The 19,763-nt window shown below is 44.2% G+C and carries 18 protein-coding genes and 1 tRNA gene; all 19 read left to right on the forward strand.

All coding sequences use genetic code 11. The features are described 5' to 3' along the window. Positions 1 to 9 precede the first annotated feature (9 nt). The 19 genes from AB5H98_RS01955 (at position 10) to AB5H98_RS02045 (ending at position 19,753) form a co-directional block, all read left to right on the forward strand. Positions 10 to 1,422 carry an aminotransferase class I/II-fold pyridoxal phosphate-dependent enzyme gene (locus AB5H98_RS01955; RefSeq protein WP_367924234.1) on the forward strand — a complete coding sequence of 471 codons (1,413 nt, stop codon included), beginning with the start codon at positions 10 to 12 and terminating at the stop codon, positions 1,420 to 1,422. 91 nt (positions 1,423 to 1,513) lie between these two features. Next, positions 1,514 to 1,663, forward strand: a complete 150-nt coding sequence (gene scfA, locus AB5H98_RS01960) for a six-cysteine ranthipeptide SCIFF (RefSeq protein WP_349214245.1) — start codon at positions 1,514 to 1,516, stop codon at positions 1,661 to 1,663. An 80-nt stretch (positions 1,664 to 1,743) separates the two neighbouring features. Next, the gene (gene scfB, locus AB5H98_RS01965) at positions 1,744 to 3,123 is read left to right on the forward strand and encodes a thioether cross-link-forming SCIFF peptide maturase (RefSeq protein WP_367924266.1); all 1,380 of its coding nucleotides are present in this window, start codon (positions 1,744 to 1,746) and stop codon (positions 3,121 to 3,123) included. A 135-nt stretch (positions 3,124 to 3,258) separates the two neighbouring features. Continuing rightward, positions 3,259 to 4,452, forward strand: coding sequence for a GDSL-type esterase/lipase family protein (locus tag AB5H98_RS01970; protein ID WP_367924235.1), 1,194 nt, complete (start codon positions 3,259 to 3,261; stop codon positions 4,450 to 4,452). Next, the gene (locus AB5H98_RS01975) at positions 4,449 to 5,729 is read left to right on the forward strand and encodes a hypothetical protein (RefSeq protein ID WP_367924236.1); all 1,281 of its coding nucleotides are present in this window, start codon (positions 4,449 to 4,451) and stop codon (positions 5,727 to 5,729) included. The genes AB5H98_RS01970 and AB5H98_RS01975 overlap by 4 nt, the downstream gene beginning before the upstream one ends. Continuing rightward, positions 5,716 to 6,372: a DUF6320 domain-containing protein gene (locus AB5H98_RS01980; protein ID WP_367924237.1), complete on the forward strand. Its 657-nt coding sequence runs from the start codon at positions 5,716 to 5,718 to the stop codon at positions 6,370 to 6,372. The genes AB5H98_RS01975 and AB5H98_RS01980 overlap by 14 nt, the downstream gene beginning before the upstream one ends. A 58-nt stretch (positions 6,373 to 6,430) precedes the next feature. Further along, a tRNA-Leu gene (locus AB5H98_RS01985) sits at positions 6,431 to 6,516 on the forward strand. A 137-nt stretch (positions 6,517 to 6,653) separates the two neighbouring features. Further along, on the forward strand, positions 6,654 to 9,455 hold the full coding sequence (locus AB5H98_RS01990) for a Helicase associated domain protein (RefSeq protein ID WP_367924238.1): 2,802 nt from the start codon (positions 6,654 to 6,656) through the stop codon (positions 9,453 to 9,455). 127 nt (positions 9,456 to 9,582) lie between these two features. Further along, entirely contained in the window at positions 9,583 to 10,179 is a 597-nt protein-coding gene (locus tag AB5H98_RS01995) for a recombinase family protein (RefSeq protein ID WP_367924239.1), read from the forward strand. Between the two features lie 461 nt (positions 10,180 to 10,640). After that, entirely contained in the window at positions 10,641 to 11,336 is a 696-nt protein-coding gene (locus AB5H98_RS02000) for a YveK family protein (protein ID WP_367924240.1), read from the forward strand. Between the two features lie 3 nt (positions 11,337 to 11,339). Beyond that, on the forward strand, positions 11,340 to 12,056 hold the full coding sequence (locus AB5H98_RS02005; protein ID WP_367924241.1) for a CpsD/CapB family tyrosine-protein kinase: 717 nt from the start codon (positions 11,340 to 11,342) through the stop codon (positions 12,054 to 12,056). Beyond that, positions 12,037 to 12,816 (forward strand): tyrosine-protein phosphatase, encoded by a 780-nt coding sequence (locus AB5H98_RS02010; RefSeq protein WP_367924242.1) that lies wholly within the window; start codon positions 12,037 to 12,039, stop codon positions 12,814 to 12,816. Before AB5H98_RS02005 ends, AB5H98_RS02010 begins: the two co-directional genes overlap by 20 nt. Before the next feature lie 33 nt (positions 12,817 to 12,849). After that, the gene (locus tag AB5H98_RS02015; RefSeq protein WP_367924243.1) at positions 12,850 to 13,917 is read left to right on the forward strand and encodes an LCP family protein; all 1,068 of its coding nucleotides are present in this window, start codon (positions 12,850 to 12,852) and stop codon (positions 13,915 to 13,917) included. Positions 13,918 to 13,937: 20 nt separating this feature from the next. After that, on the forward strand, positions 13,938 to 15,287 hold the full coding sequence (locus tag AB5H98_RS02020; RefSeq protein ID WP_367924244.1) for a UDP-glucose/GDP-mannose dehydrogenase family protein: 1,350 nt from the start codon (positions 13,938 to 13,940) through the stop codon (positions 15,285 to 15,287). Between the two features lies 1 nt (position 15,288). Continuing rightward, complete coding sequence (locus tag AB5H98_RS02025) at positions 15,289 to 16,230, forward strand: UDP-glucuronic acid decarboxylase family protein (RefSeq protein WP_367924245.1); 942 nt, start codon at positions 15,289 to 15,291, stop codon at positions 16,228 to 16,230. Between the two features lie 14 nt (positions 16,231 to 16,244). Next, positions 16,245 to 16,928, forward strand: a complete 684-nt coding sequence (locus tag AB5H98_RS02030) for a sugar transferase (RefSeq protein ID WP_367924246.1) — start codon at positions 16,245 to 16,247, stop codon at positions 16,926 to 16,928. Position 16,929: 1 nt separating this feature from the next. Then, positions 16,930 to 17,907, forward strand: coding sequence for a UDP-glucose 4-epimerase GalE (gene galE / locus AB5H98_RS02035; protein WP_367924247.1), 978 nt, complete (start codon positions 16,930 to 16,932; stop codon positions 17,905 to 17,907). Positions 17,908 to 17,920: 13 nt separating this feature from the next. After that, on the forward strand, positions 17,921 to 18,922 hold the full coding sequence (locus AB5H98_RS02040) for a glycosyltransferase family 8 protein (RefSeq protein ID WP_367924248.1): 1,002 nt from the start codon (positions 17,921 to 17,923) through the stop codon (positions 18,920 to 18,922). Positions 18,923 to 18,934: 12 nt separating this feature from the next. Beyond that, a complete protein-coding gene (locus tag AB5H98_RS02045) occupies positions 18,935 to 19,753 on the forward strand; it encodes a 6-hydroxymethylpterin diphosphokinase MptE-like protein (protein WP_367924249.1) in 819 nt (272 codons plus the stop codon). Positions 19,754 to 19,763: the final 10 nt, after the last annotated feature.

Here is a 19,763-nt window from a genome sequence, read left to right on the forward strand (position 1 = left end):
GAGGTACGTATGGAGGATTCTTTGCTTTTGGCTCTTCGTCGTTATGCGGCGTCTGGAGCGATTCCTATGCACATGCCGGGACATAAGCGGAACGAATCGTTGGCACCTTATTTGCAGATGCTGAATGCCCCTTTGGATATTACCGAGATTGATGGTTTTGATGATCTTCACGATGCCCATGGGATTTTGAGACAGGGGATGGAACGTGCTGCGCATTTGTGGGGAGCACGCAGAAGTTTTTTTCTGGTGAACGGAAGTACCGGTGGTTTGCTGGCGGCCATCCATGCGGTTTTAGGAGCGGGTGGAGACGCCATTGTTGCTCGTAACTGTCACAAATCCATCTATCATGGGTTGGAATTGTGCGGTGTAACTCCCCATTTTGTCTGTCCGCCTGTGGAGCAGAGAATCGGTGTGTGTGGCTCCATTGTGCCTGAGGATATTGAGCGCGCTTTGAAGGATTGTCCATGTGCAAAATTGGTAATTGTGACAAGTCCCACATACGAAGGCGTGATCAGCGATATTCGAACGATTGCGGAGATCGCGCATCGTTATGGCGCTGTGTTGTTGGTGGATGAGGCCCATGGAGCCCATTTGGGAATGGGAGACTTTCCAGAGGGCGCGGTTGCTTGTGGTGCGGATCTGGTGGTTCAAAGCGCACATAAAACGCTTCCAAGCTTGACACAAACGGCGTTGCTCCATTTGCAAGGAAATTTAGTTGATCCCGAACGTGTAGAACGTTCTTTGGGGATTTTTCAAACAAGTAGTCCGTCGTATCTTCTTATGGCCTCTCTGGACAGTTGCGTAAGTCTGTGGGAGAAAGAGGGACAAACGTTAGCGTCGCAATGGCTCGACGCGCTGCATAAATTTGAGGTGCAAACACAAGAACTTCATCATCTGATTCTTCTAGGGCAAGAACAGATGGAGGATCATACAGTGTTTGCATTGGATCCATCCAAAATTGTAATATCCACAACAAGAGCGGGTGTACAAGGCCCAGAGCTGATGGATTGGCTGCGGGAAAAGCAAAAGATTGAATTGGAAATGGCTTGTGCAGATTATGTAGTAGCGATGACCGGGCCGGGAGATACGGAGAAGACCTTGGATTCGTTGGCGCAGGCGTTGCGCGTGTTTGACAAGGAATGCGCTCCTTGTCATGCAACGGCGATTCGTGCTGCAACAGAAATTCCAATTCGGATTTATAGGCCGGATCAGGCGGTAACGCTTGCACGGGAAAAATGTCCATTGGAAACAGCTTTGGGTCGCATAAGTGCCGGATATATTTGGGCGTATCCTCCAGGAATTCCGCTTTTGATTCCCGGTGAACAGATTGATGAAGCTGTTTTGCAGCAGATTCTTGTTCTGCAAAGGAGCGGCGTGGCCTTAAAGGGAATTTCTGACGGTTTGTGGGTGCTTTGCGAGTGAGACGATCCGTCAAGAGCTATTGACGGACATAGCTTGCACGATGTATAATAAATAGAAGATTCACGGTTTGTGTGAAAGGAGGAAAGTATCGATGAAACGAATCCAGACACTCGAAACGCGCGATCTTGCCAAGAGCGTTCAGAATGGCGGTTGCGGCGAATGCCAGACTTCCTGCCAGTCTGCTTGCAAGACTTCCTGCGGTGTTGCGAACCAGATGTGCGAGAACAAAGACAACAAATAATTGCTGTTGAAAATCCATGTCACCGCCTGCTCACCTGTTTGTGGGCAAGCGGTATTTTTGTGACGGAAAGGGAACACAAAGTGATACATCAATACAAGTTGAATGGATATAACATTGTGCTGGACGTTTATTCAGGTTCTGTACATGTGGTAGATGAGGTAGCGTACGATATCATCTCCCTCTATGAAAATACGACAGCCGACGATATTGTAAAACAAATTACGCACAAATATCCCGATGTAACGGAACAGGATGTGCGAGATTGTTTGGATGACGTGGAAGCCTTGAAGAAACAGGGAAAACTGTTTGCGGAAGACGTATACGCGGATAAAGCTTTCGATTTCAAAAAGCGCAATACAGTCGTGAAAGCGCTGTGCCTCCATGTTGCACATACTTGCAATTTGAATTGCGAATATTGTTTTGCAAGTCAGGGAAAATATCATGGCGACCGTGCTCTGATGAGTTTTGAAGTGGGAAAGCAGGCACTGGATTTTCTCGTCGCTAATTCTGGATCCCGTCGCAATCTGGAAGTGGATTTTTTTGGCGGCGAACCACTCATGAACTGGGAAGTGGTCAAGCAACTTGTGGCCTATGCGCGGAGCATTGAAAAGGAAAAGCAGAAAAATTTCCGCTTTACATTAACAACAAATGGCGTCCTTGTAGACGATGAAGTGATCGATTTTGCTAATCGCGAGATGCACAATGTGGTAATGAGTTTGGATGGGCGAAAAGAAGTGCATGACCGTTTGCGGAAAAACTACGCGGGACAAGGAAGTTACGATGTCATTGTCCCCAAATTTCAGGAATTTGCACGCCGCCGCGGGGACCGCGATTATTATGTTCGAGGCACTTATACACACAATAACATAGATTTTACAAATGACATTTTCCATATGGCAGACCTTGGATTTACCGAACTGTCTATGGAGCCAGTTGTGTGTGCGCCGGGAGAGCCTTATGCGTTGACGCAGGAGGATCTGCCAAAACTCATGGAACAGTATGAAATTCTTGCAAAAGAAATGATTCGTCGCGAAGAAGAGGGCAGACCGTTTACGTTCTACCATTATATGATTGATTTGACCCATGGCCCTTGCATCTATAAACGAATTTCCGGTTGTGGTTCTGGAACAGAGTATATGGCGGTTACTCCGTGGGGAGATTTGTATCCTTGCCATCAATTTGTCGGGGATGAAAAATATCTTATGGGGAATGTGTGGGAAGGTGTCACACGCCCTGAAATTCGCGATGAATTTAAACTGTGTAATGTATATGCTCGTCCGGATTGTAAGAACTGCTGGGCGCGACTGTATTGTTCAGGTGGCTGTGCTGCCAATGCATACCATGCGACCGGAAGCATTCAGGGTATTTATGAGTATGGATGTGAACTTTTCCGGAAAAGAATGGAATGTGCCATTATGATTAAAGTGGCTCAGGCGGCAAAAAAAGAAAAAAAGGCGTAACAAAGCAGAAGGACGCGAGGCGGTGAGGCTTCGCGTCCTTTTTGGCTTTTCGGAACACATTCCGTCCAGGAATGCTTTTTTTCTTGGAAAGAGCATGGTATACTGAAACCAGAATTTCCCGAGGGAGGCTCAAATATGCCGCGTCGTGTCTGTACGTTTGCTGTTGCGCACACGGATATCTCCGCTCAACCATTTAATAATGCCGCCCGTACGGTGCGCATTTTGGCACCCAATAATCTTGTGGGCGATGGCATTTATGTGAAATTCAGTAATTACTATTCTTCTCGCCCTGTATGGGTAGGAAATGCTACCGTGGCGCTGGCCGACCGAAAAGGCAATCTTCTGGCGGGAACCATTCGCCCGTTGACGGTGTGTGGAGATACGAGTTTTGCACTGGTGCCTGAGCGTGACGTTTATTCCGATCGAGTTTCGTTATCGGTGCGTCCCGGACAAACGATTGCAGTCAGCTTATACTATCCGCTTTCCGACAAAGTGAGCTCTGGTAATTTTGTGAGTACGTTTGCCACGCGTTCGGTAAAGGGGGATTATTGTGCACAGGAAGTGCTTCCCAAAGCGAGGCTGCTTAGTGGTTTGTCTCGTACAATGCTTCCGTGGGATCTTACCAATGCGGTCACAACTTTGTCTGAAATTGTTGTGGAGCAAGACGACGATTCTCCGATTCCATGCGTTGTAGCGGCGTTTGGAGATTCGATTATGCAGCAGGGAGCGTGGGTCACTCCTTTTACGCAGCGGTTGTATCGAGCTTGTCCAGGAATGGCCAGCGTTTGCAACTTGGGCATTGGCGGAAATCGTTTGTTGTATGATTCCCCATCACTTGTGAAAGGCATTTATGGTCACGCAGGGGTAGAACGTTTTCGGTATGATTTGTTGCCCGTGGAGGGGCTGACGCATGCCATTTTTGCTTTGGGGACCAATGACATCGGTTTGCCCGGAAAAGATGGGGCCCCGGAAAGCGAGCTCATCACTTTGGAACAGTATCAAGATGCGGTAAAACCGCTGGTAGAAGTACTGCATAGACGTGGTGTAAAAGTTTATGCGGGAAAACTTTTGCCGCGGGAAATCAATCACATCTATACTTCCGAGCGAGAGCAGCTACGTTTGATGATCAATGACTGGCTGGAAACCTGTGGATTGTTTGATGCAGTTTTAGATTTAGGAGCTCCAATTGCGGCAACGGATGGACCAGGTATGAAAAAGGAGTTTTCGTTGCCAGATGGGTTGCATCCCAATAAGCTAGGTGGAATGGCCATTGCACAAAACATTGATTTGCGCTTATTTTTGTCGCACCCGGGAGGCGGGAAAGATTGAAAAAACAAATAATTTTTAAAAAATGGCATAAATTGGACAATACGGCAAACCTGTTTCCGGTAGTGGCCAGTCGACGTACTACCAACGTGTTTCGATTAACGGCTATTCTTCGGGATCCTGTGGATCCGGCGATACTTCAGCGTGCGCTGGAGCAAACATTGCCTTATTTTGCGGCATTTGGAGTGCGGCTGCGCCATGGTTTGTTTTGGAGCTATCTGGAGGCCAATGAAGCGACTCCCGTTGTGCGGCTGGAGCAGGATGTTCCCTGTCGTTATCTTGATCCGCTGGAAACAGGGCGGTATCTGTTTCGTGTGCTCTATTTTGAGAATAGAGTCCATTTGGAGACATTTCATGTGCTTACGGACGGAACAGGAGCCATGCGCTTTTTAAAAGCCATTTGTTATCGGTACTGCCAATTGGCTTATCCCAATGAAACAGAGCAGAAAAGACTCTATGGTCTTGAACAAGCTGGGAATGTAGAGGATTGCTATTTGAAATACAGCCGTCCCATTGAGAAAGGAACTTACAAGGAGCCAAACGCATTTCATATCAAAGGCACAAATCGTCTGGCGGGGGATGTTGGCGTCAATACGTTGTTAATTCCGGTAAAAGAGATAAAGGCACTTTGTCAAAAGGAAAATGTTTCAGTAGGCGAGTATCTGGCGGCACTTGTTCTGTGGTCCATTCGACAGGCGTATGTGCCGGCAAGTGGATCAAAAAAACCGGTTAACTTATTTGTTCCTGTCAATTTACGCCGTATTTTTAACGATGATACGTCCTTGAACTTTTTTTCTGGCATTACAGTCAGCAATCAGTTTGAGGGTGGAACGTCAGATTTTACTCGGATATTGGAACAGACAAAAAAGCAGTTCGCAGAAAAGTGTACCCGAGATGTCTTTGAGCGAAAACTTGCTTATACGGCGCAGAGTGAAAGAAATTTATTCACCCGTATTATTCCTCTTCCGATTAAAAATGGTGTCTTGCGATTGATTTATGAGCACTCCAGCCATGGAAGTACAACGACTCTATCGAATCTTGGTATGGTGACGGTAGAACAGGAATTTCAACGCTATTTTTGCGGATTTCGTTTTTTACTTCCTCCTTCGCCTGGTGAACCGCTAAAATGTACTGCGTGTACATTTGACCAAGTCCTTGCACTGAATGTGACGACGCTTTTGGAAGGGAATGCTCTGGTGAAACAGATGATTCAACATTTGACGCAAAGAGGAATTCCACTTGTATTAGAGAGCAATGGTGATTCGGATGAAACATTGTGAAAGTTGTAGAATTGATTTTGCAACCCCCGTAGAAATTTGTCCTGTATGTGGCGGGCCTTTGTCCGGTCAAAATGAAAAACCGGTCTATCCCGTTTTGGGATTTCGTAGAAGGTATCATCTGGTCAGACGGATTTTGTTGTTTTGCTCCATTTTGACGGTAGCCATATGTGTATTTGTCAATCTGGCGGTTATGCCACATTTTTGGTGGTGGCTAATTGTAGCAACATCGTTCATATATACTTGGACAGCGCTGCCGCATATTTTGCGGACAGGTGGAAATGCCGGCGGAAAAATTTTGATGCAGGTCGTTTGTATGGGCGCATTGGTTATGTTGCTAGATGCAGAGACAGGTTGGCGTGGTTGGTCAGTGGATTTTGTGCTGCCAATTATCCTCTGTATTGGAATTGCCGCAATCATGGTTGTTGTTTTATGCAATCTTACGCATTGGGCGCGTTATGTGCTTTATCAAGTCGTTTTGGCTCTTTTGGGTTTTCTGCCGCTGGTCTTCTATTGGATTGATTTTTCGCGTGTTTTCTGGGCCGCTGCGGTTCCTGCTGTAATGGCGTTAGCCAGTCTGACAGCCCTTGCTTTGTTTGGAGATCGGAGTATAAAAAATGAATTTTTAAAACGTTTCAGATTTTAGTAAAAAAACACTTGATTTTTTTAGAGAAATCGCTTATACTAATTAAGCTATCTCTTGTGCCGATGTGTCGGAATGGCAGACGATGCGGACTCAAAATCCGTTGGTGGCAACACCGTGTGGGTTCAAGTCCCACCATCGGCACCAAATAAAAAGCTGCACTTTGTTTTCAAAGTGCAGCTTTTTTATTTTTACAGAGAAAAAGACATCAGAGAAAATGCTACGGTGTGTGATATACTTGTTCCAAGATGGTTTCAAAATCGAAGCGGTTCGGAGGGACGAAATTGGCGCAAGAGGAAAAGATTCAACATAGACCCTATTTATACAAAGTGGGTGATACATTCAATACGCGAAATGGCCCCATGACAGTAATAGATCGATTTCGTATTCAGAGAGAAGATAAGGTGTTTCGCAAACATTACATGCTGCAATGCGAGAAGGGACATCGCTACGATGTAGACGAAGGGTATCTTAAATCCGGACGTCTGAAAACCTGTAAAAAGTGTAACCACCCTACCATTGCCGATTTTGATCCGGATTTTGCATCTTGGTTTGTGGATCCATCCATTCCACGAACGCGTTCATGTGGATGTCATGACAAAGTCGATTTTTATTGCCCGAATTGTGGGAAAATTGTCCGTGGGAAAAGCATCAATAATATTTATAAAAGAAAACAGGTTCCGTGTCCATATTGTTCCAATGGAGTCAGTTATCCGGAACGTTATATGATTGCTTTGTTGGAACAACTGAAAGTTCCTTTTATACATCAGTATACTGTTCAGGTTTTTCAAGACGGTAAAAAGTCCTATTATCGGTATGATTTTTTTGATCCAGACCGACAACTGATTATTGAGGTGCATGGACAACAGCATTACGAAGCCGGTACATTTGAACGATTGGGTGGATACACTCTTGAACAAATCCAGAAAATAGATAAAGAAAAAATTCAGTATGCAACAAAAACATTGGGATTGAACTATGTTGTGCTTGATTGCAGGAAGTCGGATTCAAATTGGATTCACGCACAGGTTGTTCGGAATTTAAAATTTTATGCTTTGGATGCCGTTGATTGGGACGCGGTGCGGCAATATGCAAATAAATCTGTGGTGCTGCAAATGATTGATTTGATTAAGAATGGATATACGTGCAGACAAATTGGAGAGATCGTTCATATGAGCCCTTCCACGGTCAGCCAAAAACTTCAAAAAGCTCAGCAGGATGGTCTTTACGATGGAATTACCCCGCGTAAAATAACAGCAGAAACCAGAAAGCGGCTACAAGAAGAACGTCGGCAGATTCGTTTGGAAAAGCAGCGGCAGATGGAAGAATTGCAACAGCGGTATGAACAACAACACAAGGAAAAGCAGCAGCAAAAGAACCTATTCCGACGGGAGATTCAGGACAAAATAAGCAGTTTACAGGCCAGTATTACGTTGTTGGAGCCGTTTGGTGGTAAGCGTAGTCGGATCAAATTTCGATGTAATATTTGCGAGAAAGAGTTTAGACGGTCTCCAGAGGAACTTTTAAAGGATGATCGTTGTCCTAGCTGTAAAAAATTGGAGGAATTGAAACAAAACCTTTTCAGGGCCTATGGTGATGAATATGAAATCTTGGATTTCTATACGGATCACCGTACTCCAATGCGAATTCGCCATAAAGTTTGTGGAGAGATTTATCAAGAGACTTCTGGAAAAATCACAAGACATGGATGTCCGGTTTGCAGCAATCGACAGCGTATCGAAAAAACGGTTGCCACAAAATATATTCGGGGAGAAAAGAAATTTTTTTCTGTATTGCCGGCCATTGAAAAACGTGGTTACACATATATAGGTCCCTTTTATGGCTGGGGCGAGAAGAATCCTTTTTTATGCAGTCATTGTGGACAAGTATGGTGGACGACCGCTAACAGTATTCTGAATGGTCGAGACCACATCTGTATCAGTCCGTGTAAGAAAAAGACGCATGAAATTTTTGTTCAACAGGTGTATGAATTGGTGGGGAACGAATATAGCGTTGTAGGCGAATACCGAAATGCTCTGGAACCCATTAAAATGCGTCATAATATTTGTGGGCTGGAATACTTGGTGACTCCGGCGCATTTTACCAGTACAGGAAGACGGTGTCCGTTTTGTACAAAAAATGCAACACAAAAAGATATAGAAAAAAGGCGGTTGCGCTTCAACCGTGTCCAACTTCTTTATAAAGGGTGGGAAAAGCATTCTCAATTCGAAGAAGGAACGGATGGGTTCCTCGACTATATTTGGAATAAGACATATGAAGCCGCCGTTCTTTTTAGAGCGCAGCATGGACATTTGGACATTCCCTATAATTATGTGACAGATGGAATTTGTTTGGGAAGCTGGCTAGGTGAACAGCGCAAATTTTACCGTCGGGGAAATTTGTCAGAAGAACGGATACGACGTTTAGAGGATTTGAAAATTTGCTGGAATCCTCTTGAGGGTCACTGGGACGAGCGCTACGAAAAGAGTAAACAGTATTTGTGTGAGCACGGTTTTCCGCGATTGCATGAAAACAGCGGCGAAGATGAAAAAACATGTTATTATTGGCTCCACGATCAGATTAAGCTATTACGTAAGGGAAAATTGCCTTTAGAAAGGGTAGAGCTGCTTAAGGAAATAGGCATTAAAGCGGACTATTATGCCGATGAGCATTTTGATAGTATGTGTAAAAAGCTTGAGACTTTTATACAGATAAATGGACACTGTATTGTTCCGGAAGATGAAGGACAAGGAGAGGAACATCCTCTTGGAGCGTGGGCGCAGCGGATGAGGATGCAATTATCGGCCGGGACGTTGCCAGAGGAGAGAGCCATGCGTTTGAAAGCAATGGGTCTTCCAGAGAACAACAAAGAGGCAAAGTTCTGGCGGCAGATTGGGAGTCTTTCTGTTTATTTTCACAAACATGGAAACTTGCTTATTCCGCAGTCCTATGAAGAGAATGGAGAAAAGTTGGGTCGATGGATCAATCGCTTTCGCGTTCTATATAGCAAAGGAATGTTGAGTGAGGAGAGGATCAAAGCTTTGGAGTCCATTGGTATGGTGTGGGGAACCAATCAAAAAGAGTAAAAAGTTATATGCTGCTTAGAAAAAGAGGTCATTCCAGTCGGAATGACCTCTTTTTCTGTATGAAAATGCGCCCAAATGTAAAATTATATTACAGATGTTTCGATGCAATTAACGGGAGGGATGCACAATGAATTCAACAATTTATGGATATGTTCGAGTTTCCACGAAAGAGCAGTGCGAGGAAAGGCAACTGATAGCATTACAGGATTTTTCAGTCCCTCCCAATAACATTTTTATGGATAAACTCAGTGGGAAAGATTTTAATCGTCCGCAATATCAAAAGTTATTGAAAAAACTGAAAGCACAAGATTTGTTAGTGGTGAAGTCCATTGATCGATTGGGACGAAATTACGAAGAGATTTTGGAACAGTGGCGTTTCATCACCAAAGAAAAGAAAGCAGATATTGTAGTGTTGGATATGCCTCTTTTAAATACGCGGCAGCCGGGAAGAGATTTAACAGGTACGTTTATTGCAGATTTGGTCCTGCAAATTTTATCGTATGTAGCACAGACGGAACGTGAAAATATAAAACAGCGGCAAAGAGAAGGCATTGCCGCTGCAAAAAATAGGGGAGTCCGTTTTGGAAGGCCAAGAAAAGAAGTACCTTTAGAATTTGATTTGTTGTGTTCTGAATGGAAAAAGAAAAATATCAGTTCACGTGAAGCTGCACAAAAACTTGGGATTTCGCAGGATACTTTTCTTCGCTGGGTTCATGGGAAATAACCAGAAAAAAGTAGACTTTTTCGTAGCGATTGTCTTTTACATAATTTAAGCATTTTCCATGCAAAAAAGCCTGAAAATGTCCTTTTTTCTAGCATACACCATACGAATGAAAAAGTCTACTTTTTCGTTCGTACGCTGATTGTAGAACCTCAAGGGGAAAGGTGTTGGCAGAGCATATGTTACAACCGACACTATAGTCGGTTGTTTCTTTTTGCAAAAAGAAGAACGATACAAAAATCCAAAATCAGGAATTTTTGTTCAATTTTTACCAGTCAAAAATTTTGCAAAAGGGGATTTTTCCATGCTTTTATATGCAAATTCCATATTTTGCACAAAAAAATGCGTTTGACGTTGTGAAATACTCCCTATTATAATGGGCCACAGTTCAACCGGAAGAGAAAATAAGGCCGATGCGGACTGATATAAATTTGTATGAATTTCACATAACCGGAGGGAATAATTTGAAGGAACAGGAATACGAAACGATTGATCTGAGAGAAGTGATTCTTTTGCTGAAAAAGAATTTTCTGGGATTGATCGCGTGCACCGTACTGTTTGCGGCAATTGGATATTTCGTCAGTGCTTTTTTTCTGGTACCAGAGTATGAGGCGAGTGCCACGATGATTGTGAACTCGAGGGAGGACGCATCTACGCAGACTTCCATTACCAACGATCAGATTACATCGGCTACGAAGCTAGTAGACACTTATTCAGTGATTTTGACCAGCGATACGGTTTTGGACAAAACCATTGAGGATTTGGATTTGGATATGGATTACGAAGACCTTTTGGAAAAGGTAAATGTAGAATCCGTTAATGGAACGCAGGTCATGAAAATTTCTGCGCAGGATGAAAATCCGGAACTGGCGCGAGCGATTGTGGCAAGTATTGTCAAACAAGCGCCGGAGATGATTATTCAGACAGTGAAAGCCGGCAGTGTTGAAGTGATTTCACAGCCAAAGACCGGTGAAGAACCTGTTTTTCCGAAAAAGGGATTGAACACGTTCATTGCAGGAACACTTGGTATGGTGGCAGGGCTGGCTTATATATTCCTGCGCGCGATGTTAAACAATAAATTTATGACGGATTCGGACATTAATAAAAGGTTAGGATTAACAGTTTTGGGCGTTATTCCGCAGATTAGCATGAAGGGGTAAAATATGGCAAAAAAAAGCAAACACACCAACCGCAGATTTGTGCTGGTGGGGAAGGATACGCCTTTTCAATATCAGGAAGCATTTAAAAGCTTGCGTACAAATCTAAAGTTTTTAGGGATGGGAAAAGTTTGTAAAAAAATTATTTTGACGAGTGCAATTCCCGGCGAAGGAAAGAGCAGTGTGGCCATCAATTTGGCGGTGTCGTTGGCAGACGCAGGCAGCAGGGTTCTGTTGATCGATTGCGATTTGCGCAAACCGATTTTACATCGCTATTTAAAACTGGATAATTCGTCCTACAAAGGACTTACCAATATTTTGGCGGGTGGTGCACTTACGGAATCCATCGTCAATATGAAGTCTCTGAATTTGCACGTGATTATCGCGGATGCAATTCCACCGAATCCGGCAGAGCTTCTCGGTTCGAATCGAATGAAGATTTTGATCGAGGAACTGGACAAGCATTACGATTACATTATTTTTGATACTCCGCCGGTTTCTGTGGTGACAGATGCGGCAGTGCTGAGCCAATATGCAGATGGTGTGATTTTGGTGGTGCGTCAAAATCATGCAACTTTTGACGAAGTAGCTTTGGCTAAGAAGAATTTGGATGCAGTACATGCCAACATTCTTGGCGCTGTATTGAACAATTTCAACACGAAATCAGCGGATAAAGAAAGTGGGTATTATTACAGCTACAACTATGACTACAACGAAAGCTGAATCTATGACGGATTTACACAGTCACATCCTTCCGGGAATAGACGATGGCGCCAAGGATTTGCAAATAAGCCTGGAGCTGTTGCGCAAACAGTATGCCGATCGGGTAACACAGATTGCCCTGACCCCACATTTCAACTTTGAAAGGCAAACACTCGAGGAGTTTTTAAAAGTACGCAATAGGGCGGCCCAAGAATTGGGAAGAGCATTTCGCATGTCCGGGATTCCGCAACGTATGAAATTAGGGGCAGAAGTTTTTTATTCATCCGAAATCCTGCAGACGGATATGAGAGCTCTGTGTTTGACAGGAACCTCTCTGCTATTGATTGAATTTCCGCCGGCATACTATCCGCAAGAGGCTGCAGATGTGCTTTATCAGTTAACACGTAGAGGAATCGTCCCCTTGATTGCCCATGTAGAGCGATATGCTTTTGTGCGTTCAAATCCCAATTTGTTATGTGATCTGATTGAGGCGGGAGCATATACGCAGATGAACGCTACAAGTTTGATGCTGCACAGAAAATATCAAAAATTGTATTTGAGAATGATTCAACACGGAATGATCCATGTGGTAGGTACCGATACACATTCTCCTTCAAAGCGTCCGCCGATGCTCGCGGATGCAATGAAGTTGGTCGAGGAGAAATGTGGTCAGCAGATGGCGCGTCGAATGATCGAAAATGGGGCAGTGCTGTTTGATGGAAAGGAACCGGAGTATTTGGAACCTCGAGCAATGCGGCAAATACTCGGACAATGGATATAAAAATTTCCCGGGAAAACAGAAAGGACGAGACAGTTGCAAAACAACAAAAAGCGAACAGGATGGATCGCGTTGATCAGTGTATTGACGGCGATTCTATTGGTGGTCGTGGTGGCAATCGCTTATTACAACTCGAAACTGAATTTGATTCATTACGACGATGGAAGTAGAGAGATTGACACGAGTACCAGTTATCCAGTGGACAATGATGAGCTGGATATCGGAGATCTTCCGGATGCACCAGAAGGCGAAGACGGTACCATTGAGATTCTGGACGGAGATATTTATAGCGATCGCAATGTAACCAATATTTTGCTGCTGGGTACGGACGAGCGAACCGATGAATTTAGTGACAATGCCCGGGCCGACAGCATTATGGTACTGAGTTTAAACACCAAAGACCATACGATGAAATTGGTGAGCATTGAACGCGGCATAGGCGTGCCGATTCCTGGCCGCAACGACGATTGGCTTACGCATACTTTTCGCTATGGTGGTGCAGCGCTGACGATGCAAACGGTCCGCGACTGCTTCAAGCTGGATATAGATCGATATGTGCGCGTGAACTTTTACGCCTTTGAAAAAGCCATCGATACCATCGGAGGAATCGATATTGAAATTACGCAGGAAGAGGCAGATGGACTGAACGGAAAGGTGCGTACCAATGCCACTGCAGAGCAGGAAGTAGTGGCAGGAATCAACCATTTAAACGGTCACGATGCGTTGGCTTATTCCCGCATTCGATACATAGACAGCGATTGGAAGAGAATTGAACGGCAGAGAAAGGTGATTCAGGCGGCAATAGATCAGGTAAAAAATGCGGACATCGCTACGCTGAATGCTTTGGCGGATGAAATTTTGCCTATGGTTCAGACCAATCTGACCAAAGCGGAAATTACCTCTTTGTTATTGGAAATGCCCAGCTTTATCAGTGCAGGAGCACAAATGGAGCAGATGACGATTCCCACTTATGAGACCTGTTGGAACAGTGTAGGTGTGGACGGGCGCAAAATGATTGGCGTGGATTTTGAGGCAAATGCAAAAATTTTGAGAGAGTTTTTCTACGGCGAGAATTACGCGGAAGAACAGACGAATGGAAGTTAAATCATCAGGAGGCAATCACAATGAAAATTGCAATTGTAGGAACAGGATATGTAGGGCTTGTATCTGGTGCATGCTTTGCAGATATGGGAAATGATGTGTGGTGTGTGGACACCAATGAGAAGAAGATTGAGCTTTTAAAAAATGGCGGAATTCCCATCTATGAGCCAGGCTTAGAAGAAATTGTACAACGAAATGTGCAGGCAGAACGGCTGCGCTTTACAACCAGCATTGAAGAGGCTTTAAAAACAGCACATATTTGCTTCATTGCTGTAGGTACGCCGATGGGTGAAGACGGAAGTGCAGACTTGCAGTATGTGTTGGAAGTGGCAAGAGGCATTGGGCGCCATATGATTCGTCACATGTATGTTGTGGATAAATCGACCGTTCCGGTGGGAACGGCCCAGAAAGTACGCGAGGAGATTCAGAAAGAATTGGATGCCCGCGCAAGCGATTTGGATTTTGATGTGATCTCCAACCCTGAATTTTTGAAAGAGGGAACAGCAGTCAACGATTGTCTAATGCCGGACCGCGTAGTAGTAGGTGTAGAGACCGAGCGCGCAGACAAAAAGATGCGAGAGCTGTATGCTCCATTCTTGCGCAGCACGGAGAACCTGATCATGATGGACATTGCCAGTGCAGAGATGACCAAATACACAGCAAATAGTATGTTGGCAACAAAAATCAGCTTCATGAATGAAATCGCCAATATCTGTGAGCTGGTGGGAGCGGATGTAAACAAAGTCCGCTTGGGTATAGGTAGTGACCGGCGCATTGGGTATCACTTTATTTATCCGGGGTGTGGATATGGTGGAAGTTGTTTCCCAAAAGATGTGCAGGCCTTGATTAAGACAAGCAAAAATAATGGCTATTCGCCACGTATTTTGACGGCGGTAGAAGATGTAAACGCCGACCAAAAGAAGGTAATTCCCCAGAAAGTCTTGGCGCGTTATGGAGAAGATCTTAAAGGAAAAACGTTTGCGGCTTGGGGTCTGGCATTTAAACCCGACACAGATGACATGCGGTGCAGTGCCGCCATTGTGATTATTGATGAGTTAACAAAACGAGGTGCGAAAATCCATGCGTATGATCCCAAAGCGGAGCGGGAGGCGCGCACCTGTTACTTAAAGGACAACCGGAATGTGGAATATTTCGACGGGAAATATGATGCGCTGAAAGGCTGTGATGCATTGATTTTGATCACAGAGTGGAAGGAATTTCGCAGCCCCGATTTTGAACGCATGATGGAAAATCTGAAGGCGCCGGTTATTTTTGATGGACGCAATCAGTACAATCCCGAAGAAATGAATGAGTACGGAATTGAATATCATCAGATCGGCGTTGGGAAAAACGCAGTGGAATGGAGCGAATAATATGAAACGCATATTGGTGACAGGCGGCGCGGGTTTTGTAGGTTCCAACTTGTGCGCACGATTGGTGAAAGATCCGGAAAATCATGTGATCTGCTTAGACAATCTGTTTACCGGACGTATGGTAAATATTGAGTCTCTTTTACATCTTTCGAACTTTGAATTTGTAGAGCACAATGTACAGCAGCCCATCGATTTGCCGGTGGATCAAATTTACAATGCAGCTTGTCCTGCGAGTCCGCCTGCTTACCAGAAAAGTCCTACGGACACTACGAAGACCTGCATTTTTGGCGTGCTGAATATGTTGGAGCTTGCCAAAAAGTACGGCGCGACCATGATGCAGTTTTCAACCAGCGAGGTATATGGAGACCCAGAGGTACATCCACAGGTAGAGAGTTATCGTGGATGTGTGAATCCCATCGGGGTTCGTAGTTGCTACGATGAAGGAAAGCGTTGTGCAGAGGCGTTGTGCTTTGACTATAACCGGGAGTTTGGTGTAAAGATCAAAGTAATTCGCATTTTCAATACATATGGTCCCAACATGGATCCGCAGGATGGACGTGTGGTGAGCAATTTTATTATGCAGGCGCTTCGAGGCGAAGATTTGACTGTATATGGTGACGGCACTCAAACTCGTAGCTTCCAATACATCGACGATTTGGTCGAGGGAATCGTTCGAATGATGAATGACAGTCGTTCGGACTTCTTGGGGCCTGTCAATCTGGGCAATCCAGGTGAGTTCACTATGTTGGAGTTGGCGCAGAAAGTACTTGAAAAAACAGGAAGTAAAAGTAAGGTGGTATTTCGTCCTTTGCCGGGCGATGACCCGACACGGCGCCGTGCGGATATTGCTTTGGCAAAGCAAGAATTACAAGGCTGGAGTCCGGCAGTAGCATTGGATGAAGGCTTGGACAAAACCATTGCATATTTTAAATCATTGATGTGAAAGGAACGATCGTTGTGGAAAACTCCATTGCGGTGGAAAGTGCACAGCAACCGAAGGCTCGGTCGACTGCACAAGTGGTGCCCAATACTTCCATCGCCTATCGCTTTTTGAAACGGGCCTTTGATATTACGGCAAGTCTGTGTGGACTTGTGATTCTCAGCCCGGTGTTTTTGATTACGGCCCTTGCGATTTACATAGAGGATCCAGGCAGTGTGTTTTTTGGTCAACCCCGCATAGGTAAGAACAAAAAAACTTTTAAAATGCTGAAATTTCGCAGTATGTGCAAAGATGCGGAGGAGCGCTTGAAAAATCTTTCTGCTGAACAGAAACTGGAGTTTTCGCAAAATTTTAAGTTGAAAAACGATCCAAGGATTACAAAAGTAGGAAAATTTATTCGCAAGACCAGCATTGATGAATTGCCTCAGCTTGTGAATATTCTCAAGGGTGACATGAGTGTAGTAGGGCCTCGCCCTCCGCTGCTCATAGAAGAAGAGTCCTACGGAGAACATCTCGATTCAATCATGTCCGTGCGTCCGGGTTTGACAGGATATTGGCAGGTCAATGGGCGCAGTGATACCGACTTTTCTGAAAGAATTGCAATGAATGAGTTTTACATTGCACATCGCAGTTTGTGGTTGGATATAAAAATCATTTTTCAAACTTTCAGCGCGATTTTTACTGGGAAAGGAGCCATTTAAAATGGCCATTTTGATTTGCGGCGGCGCCGGATACATCGGAAGCAACGTCAACAAATTATTGTCACAGCAGGGATATCAAACGATTGTATTTGATAACCTTGTTTACGGTCATCGTGAATTGGTGAAATGGGGCGAATTCGTTGAGGGCGATTTGAACGATTACAATGCGATTGATGCGGTGTTCAAGCGTTGGAAAATCGATGCGGTTTTCCATTTTGCCGCATATGCCTATGTGGGCGAAAGCGTGAAAGAACCGGCAAAGTATTATCAAAACAATGTAACGTGTACGTTGAATTTGTTGGAGGCAATGCGCACAAACGGATGCAATCGCATTGTGTTTTCCAGTACTTGTGCCACTTATGGCGTTCCTTCCCGGGTTCCCATTACAGAGGACATGCCTCAGAATCCAATCAACCCTTATGGGGCCACGAAATTGATGGTGGAAAGAATTTTTAAGGACTATGCAGTGGCCTACGGCCTTGAATTTGCGGTTTTGCGTTATTTCAATGCGGCGGGCGCGGATCCCGATGGGGAAATTGGTGAGTGGCATATACCGGAAACGCATTTGATTCCGCTTGTTTTAGAGGCTGCGGGAGGAAAACGCTCGAGCGTAAAGGTATTTGGTACGGACTATCCTACACGGGATGGCACATGCATTCGTGACTATATTCATGTGTACGATTTAGCAGATGCACACTTGCGGGCTTTGCGCTATTTGGAAAAGGGAAATCCATCTGATTTTTTCAATTTGGGAAATACCCTTGGTACGAGCGTTTTGGAAGTGATTGAAGCTGTTAAAAAAGTGACCGGACGTTCTTTTGAGGTGGAATATTGTGCTAGGCGCCCTGGAGATCCGGCAGAACTGGTCGGCGACTCAGCCAAGGCACAAAGAATTCTGGGTTGGAAGCCGCGTTATCCACAGATTGAAGAGATTGTTTCTCACGCATGGAAGTGGTATTGCAAACTGGCAAAAGATTGAGAGGAGTTCCCAAATGGATATTGTTTATGCCAGCGATAATCGTTTTGCGCAAATTTTAGGCGTTTCTTTGTTGTCGCTATTTGATAACAATTCAGATGCGGATTTGTCCGTTTATATTTTGGATGATGGAATAACGAATGAGAATAAGGAAAAATTATTATCAATCGCCCAAAAATATAATCGTGGATTAAAGTTTGTTTCTATTCCCGATTTGGATCAGTTGGCAGGTCAGAAAATCAATGCACAGCGGTGGTCGTTAACAACATTTGCACGGCTCTATTTGCCATCAATGCTTCCACATTTAAAAAGAGTGATTTACATTGATTGCGATACTTTGGTTTTGGGAAATTTATCCGAAATTGAGCGTGTGAATTTGCCCCAAAAAGATAGCTGCGCAGCGGTCGTAGAGTGCATGGGCGATAAACATAAAGTGAATGTTGGATTGAACCCCAAAGACGATTATATCAATGCGGGCATTATGCTCATTGATTTGGACCGTTGGAAACAGAGAAATATGGAAAAATCCTTTAGCAAGTATATTCAAGAACAAAAAGGAATGATTCCGTACGTAGATCAGGGCGTTATCAACCACGTTTTAAAAGATCAAATTTGCATTTTGCCACCGGAATATAATGTAATGACGGTTTGTTACGATTTTGATTACGAAGAGATGCAGCAGTATCGAAAGACAAAATATCCTTATTCCAAGCAAGCTTTTGAGCATGCCAAAAAATGTCCGGTAATTGTGCATTTTACAACTTGCTTTCTTTCAAGACGGCCTTGGATCGATGCAAAGCAAACGCATCCTTTTTCCCTTAAATGGCGGGAGTATAAGGCGATGTCACCTTGGGCGGATGAGCCTCTGTGGCCGGATAATCGCAGTTTTACCAAGAAAGCCTATGAAAAATTGTGCGGTTACGTTCCAAGAGTTGTTGCGGTCAGACTTTCGGGGGTTCTGCATAGCACCATGAAAGCCTTGAACGATCGGCGACTGTTGAGAAATGCCCTAAAATGAAAGAGGTTTTGTATGCTTATCCAACTCCGTTTTGAAATGGAAAACAACAAGATGATCCGAGCATTGGTATCTCCGTTGAAGAATTATTCTAGAAAAATGGCCGTAAAGACTTTTGCGAATACATCGGATGCAGAATATTTAAAATCGCTGAAAGACATCCATAAAGGTCAACGCTGCTTTATCATTGGAAATGGTCCTAGCCTGCAGGCGAAGGATTTGGACAAGTTAAAAAATGAGGTGACGTTTGCCAGCAATCGTATTTATCACATTTTTCCCAAGACGGATTGGCGTCCCACCTATTATGTTTGTCTCGATTTGAGCGTGTTGAACACAGAATGCGAACACATTCAAAATCTCGCATTGGATAACATATTTTTAAGTACGGTTGCACGTCCTCTCATTACGCAAAAAAGCAATGTGCATTTTTTTCAAGAATACGGAAAGTTTGAGATTAATAAGTTCGATGTGAAGAACATTGAAATGAGCGAAGACATTTCAAAATACATTTCCATTGGATATTCTGTCACAACTGCTTCCATTCAAATGGCATTCTATATGGGATTTCAAACCATTTATTTGTTGGGGGTAGATCATAATTACGCAATGTCCTTCAATAAGAACGGAAAGATTATCAACGATCCTTCGGTAAAAACGTATTTTGGCGGCAGCAAAGAACAGTTTTATTCCATTCAAAGCACATTGAGTGTAACGCGCGGATATGAAAGTGCCTATCGTTTTGCCCGCAAGAAGGGAATTCATATTTTTAACGCAACGCGGGGTGGAAAGCTGGAAGTGTTTCCGCGGGTGGATTTTGACACATTGTTCGATTGAACATTGGGTT

This window comes from uncultured Ruthenibacterium sp., assembly GCF_963558415.1.
Lineage (GTDB): Bacteria > Bacillota > Clostridia > Oscillospirales > Ruminococcaceae > Ruthenibacterium.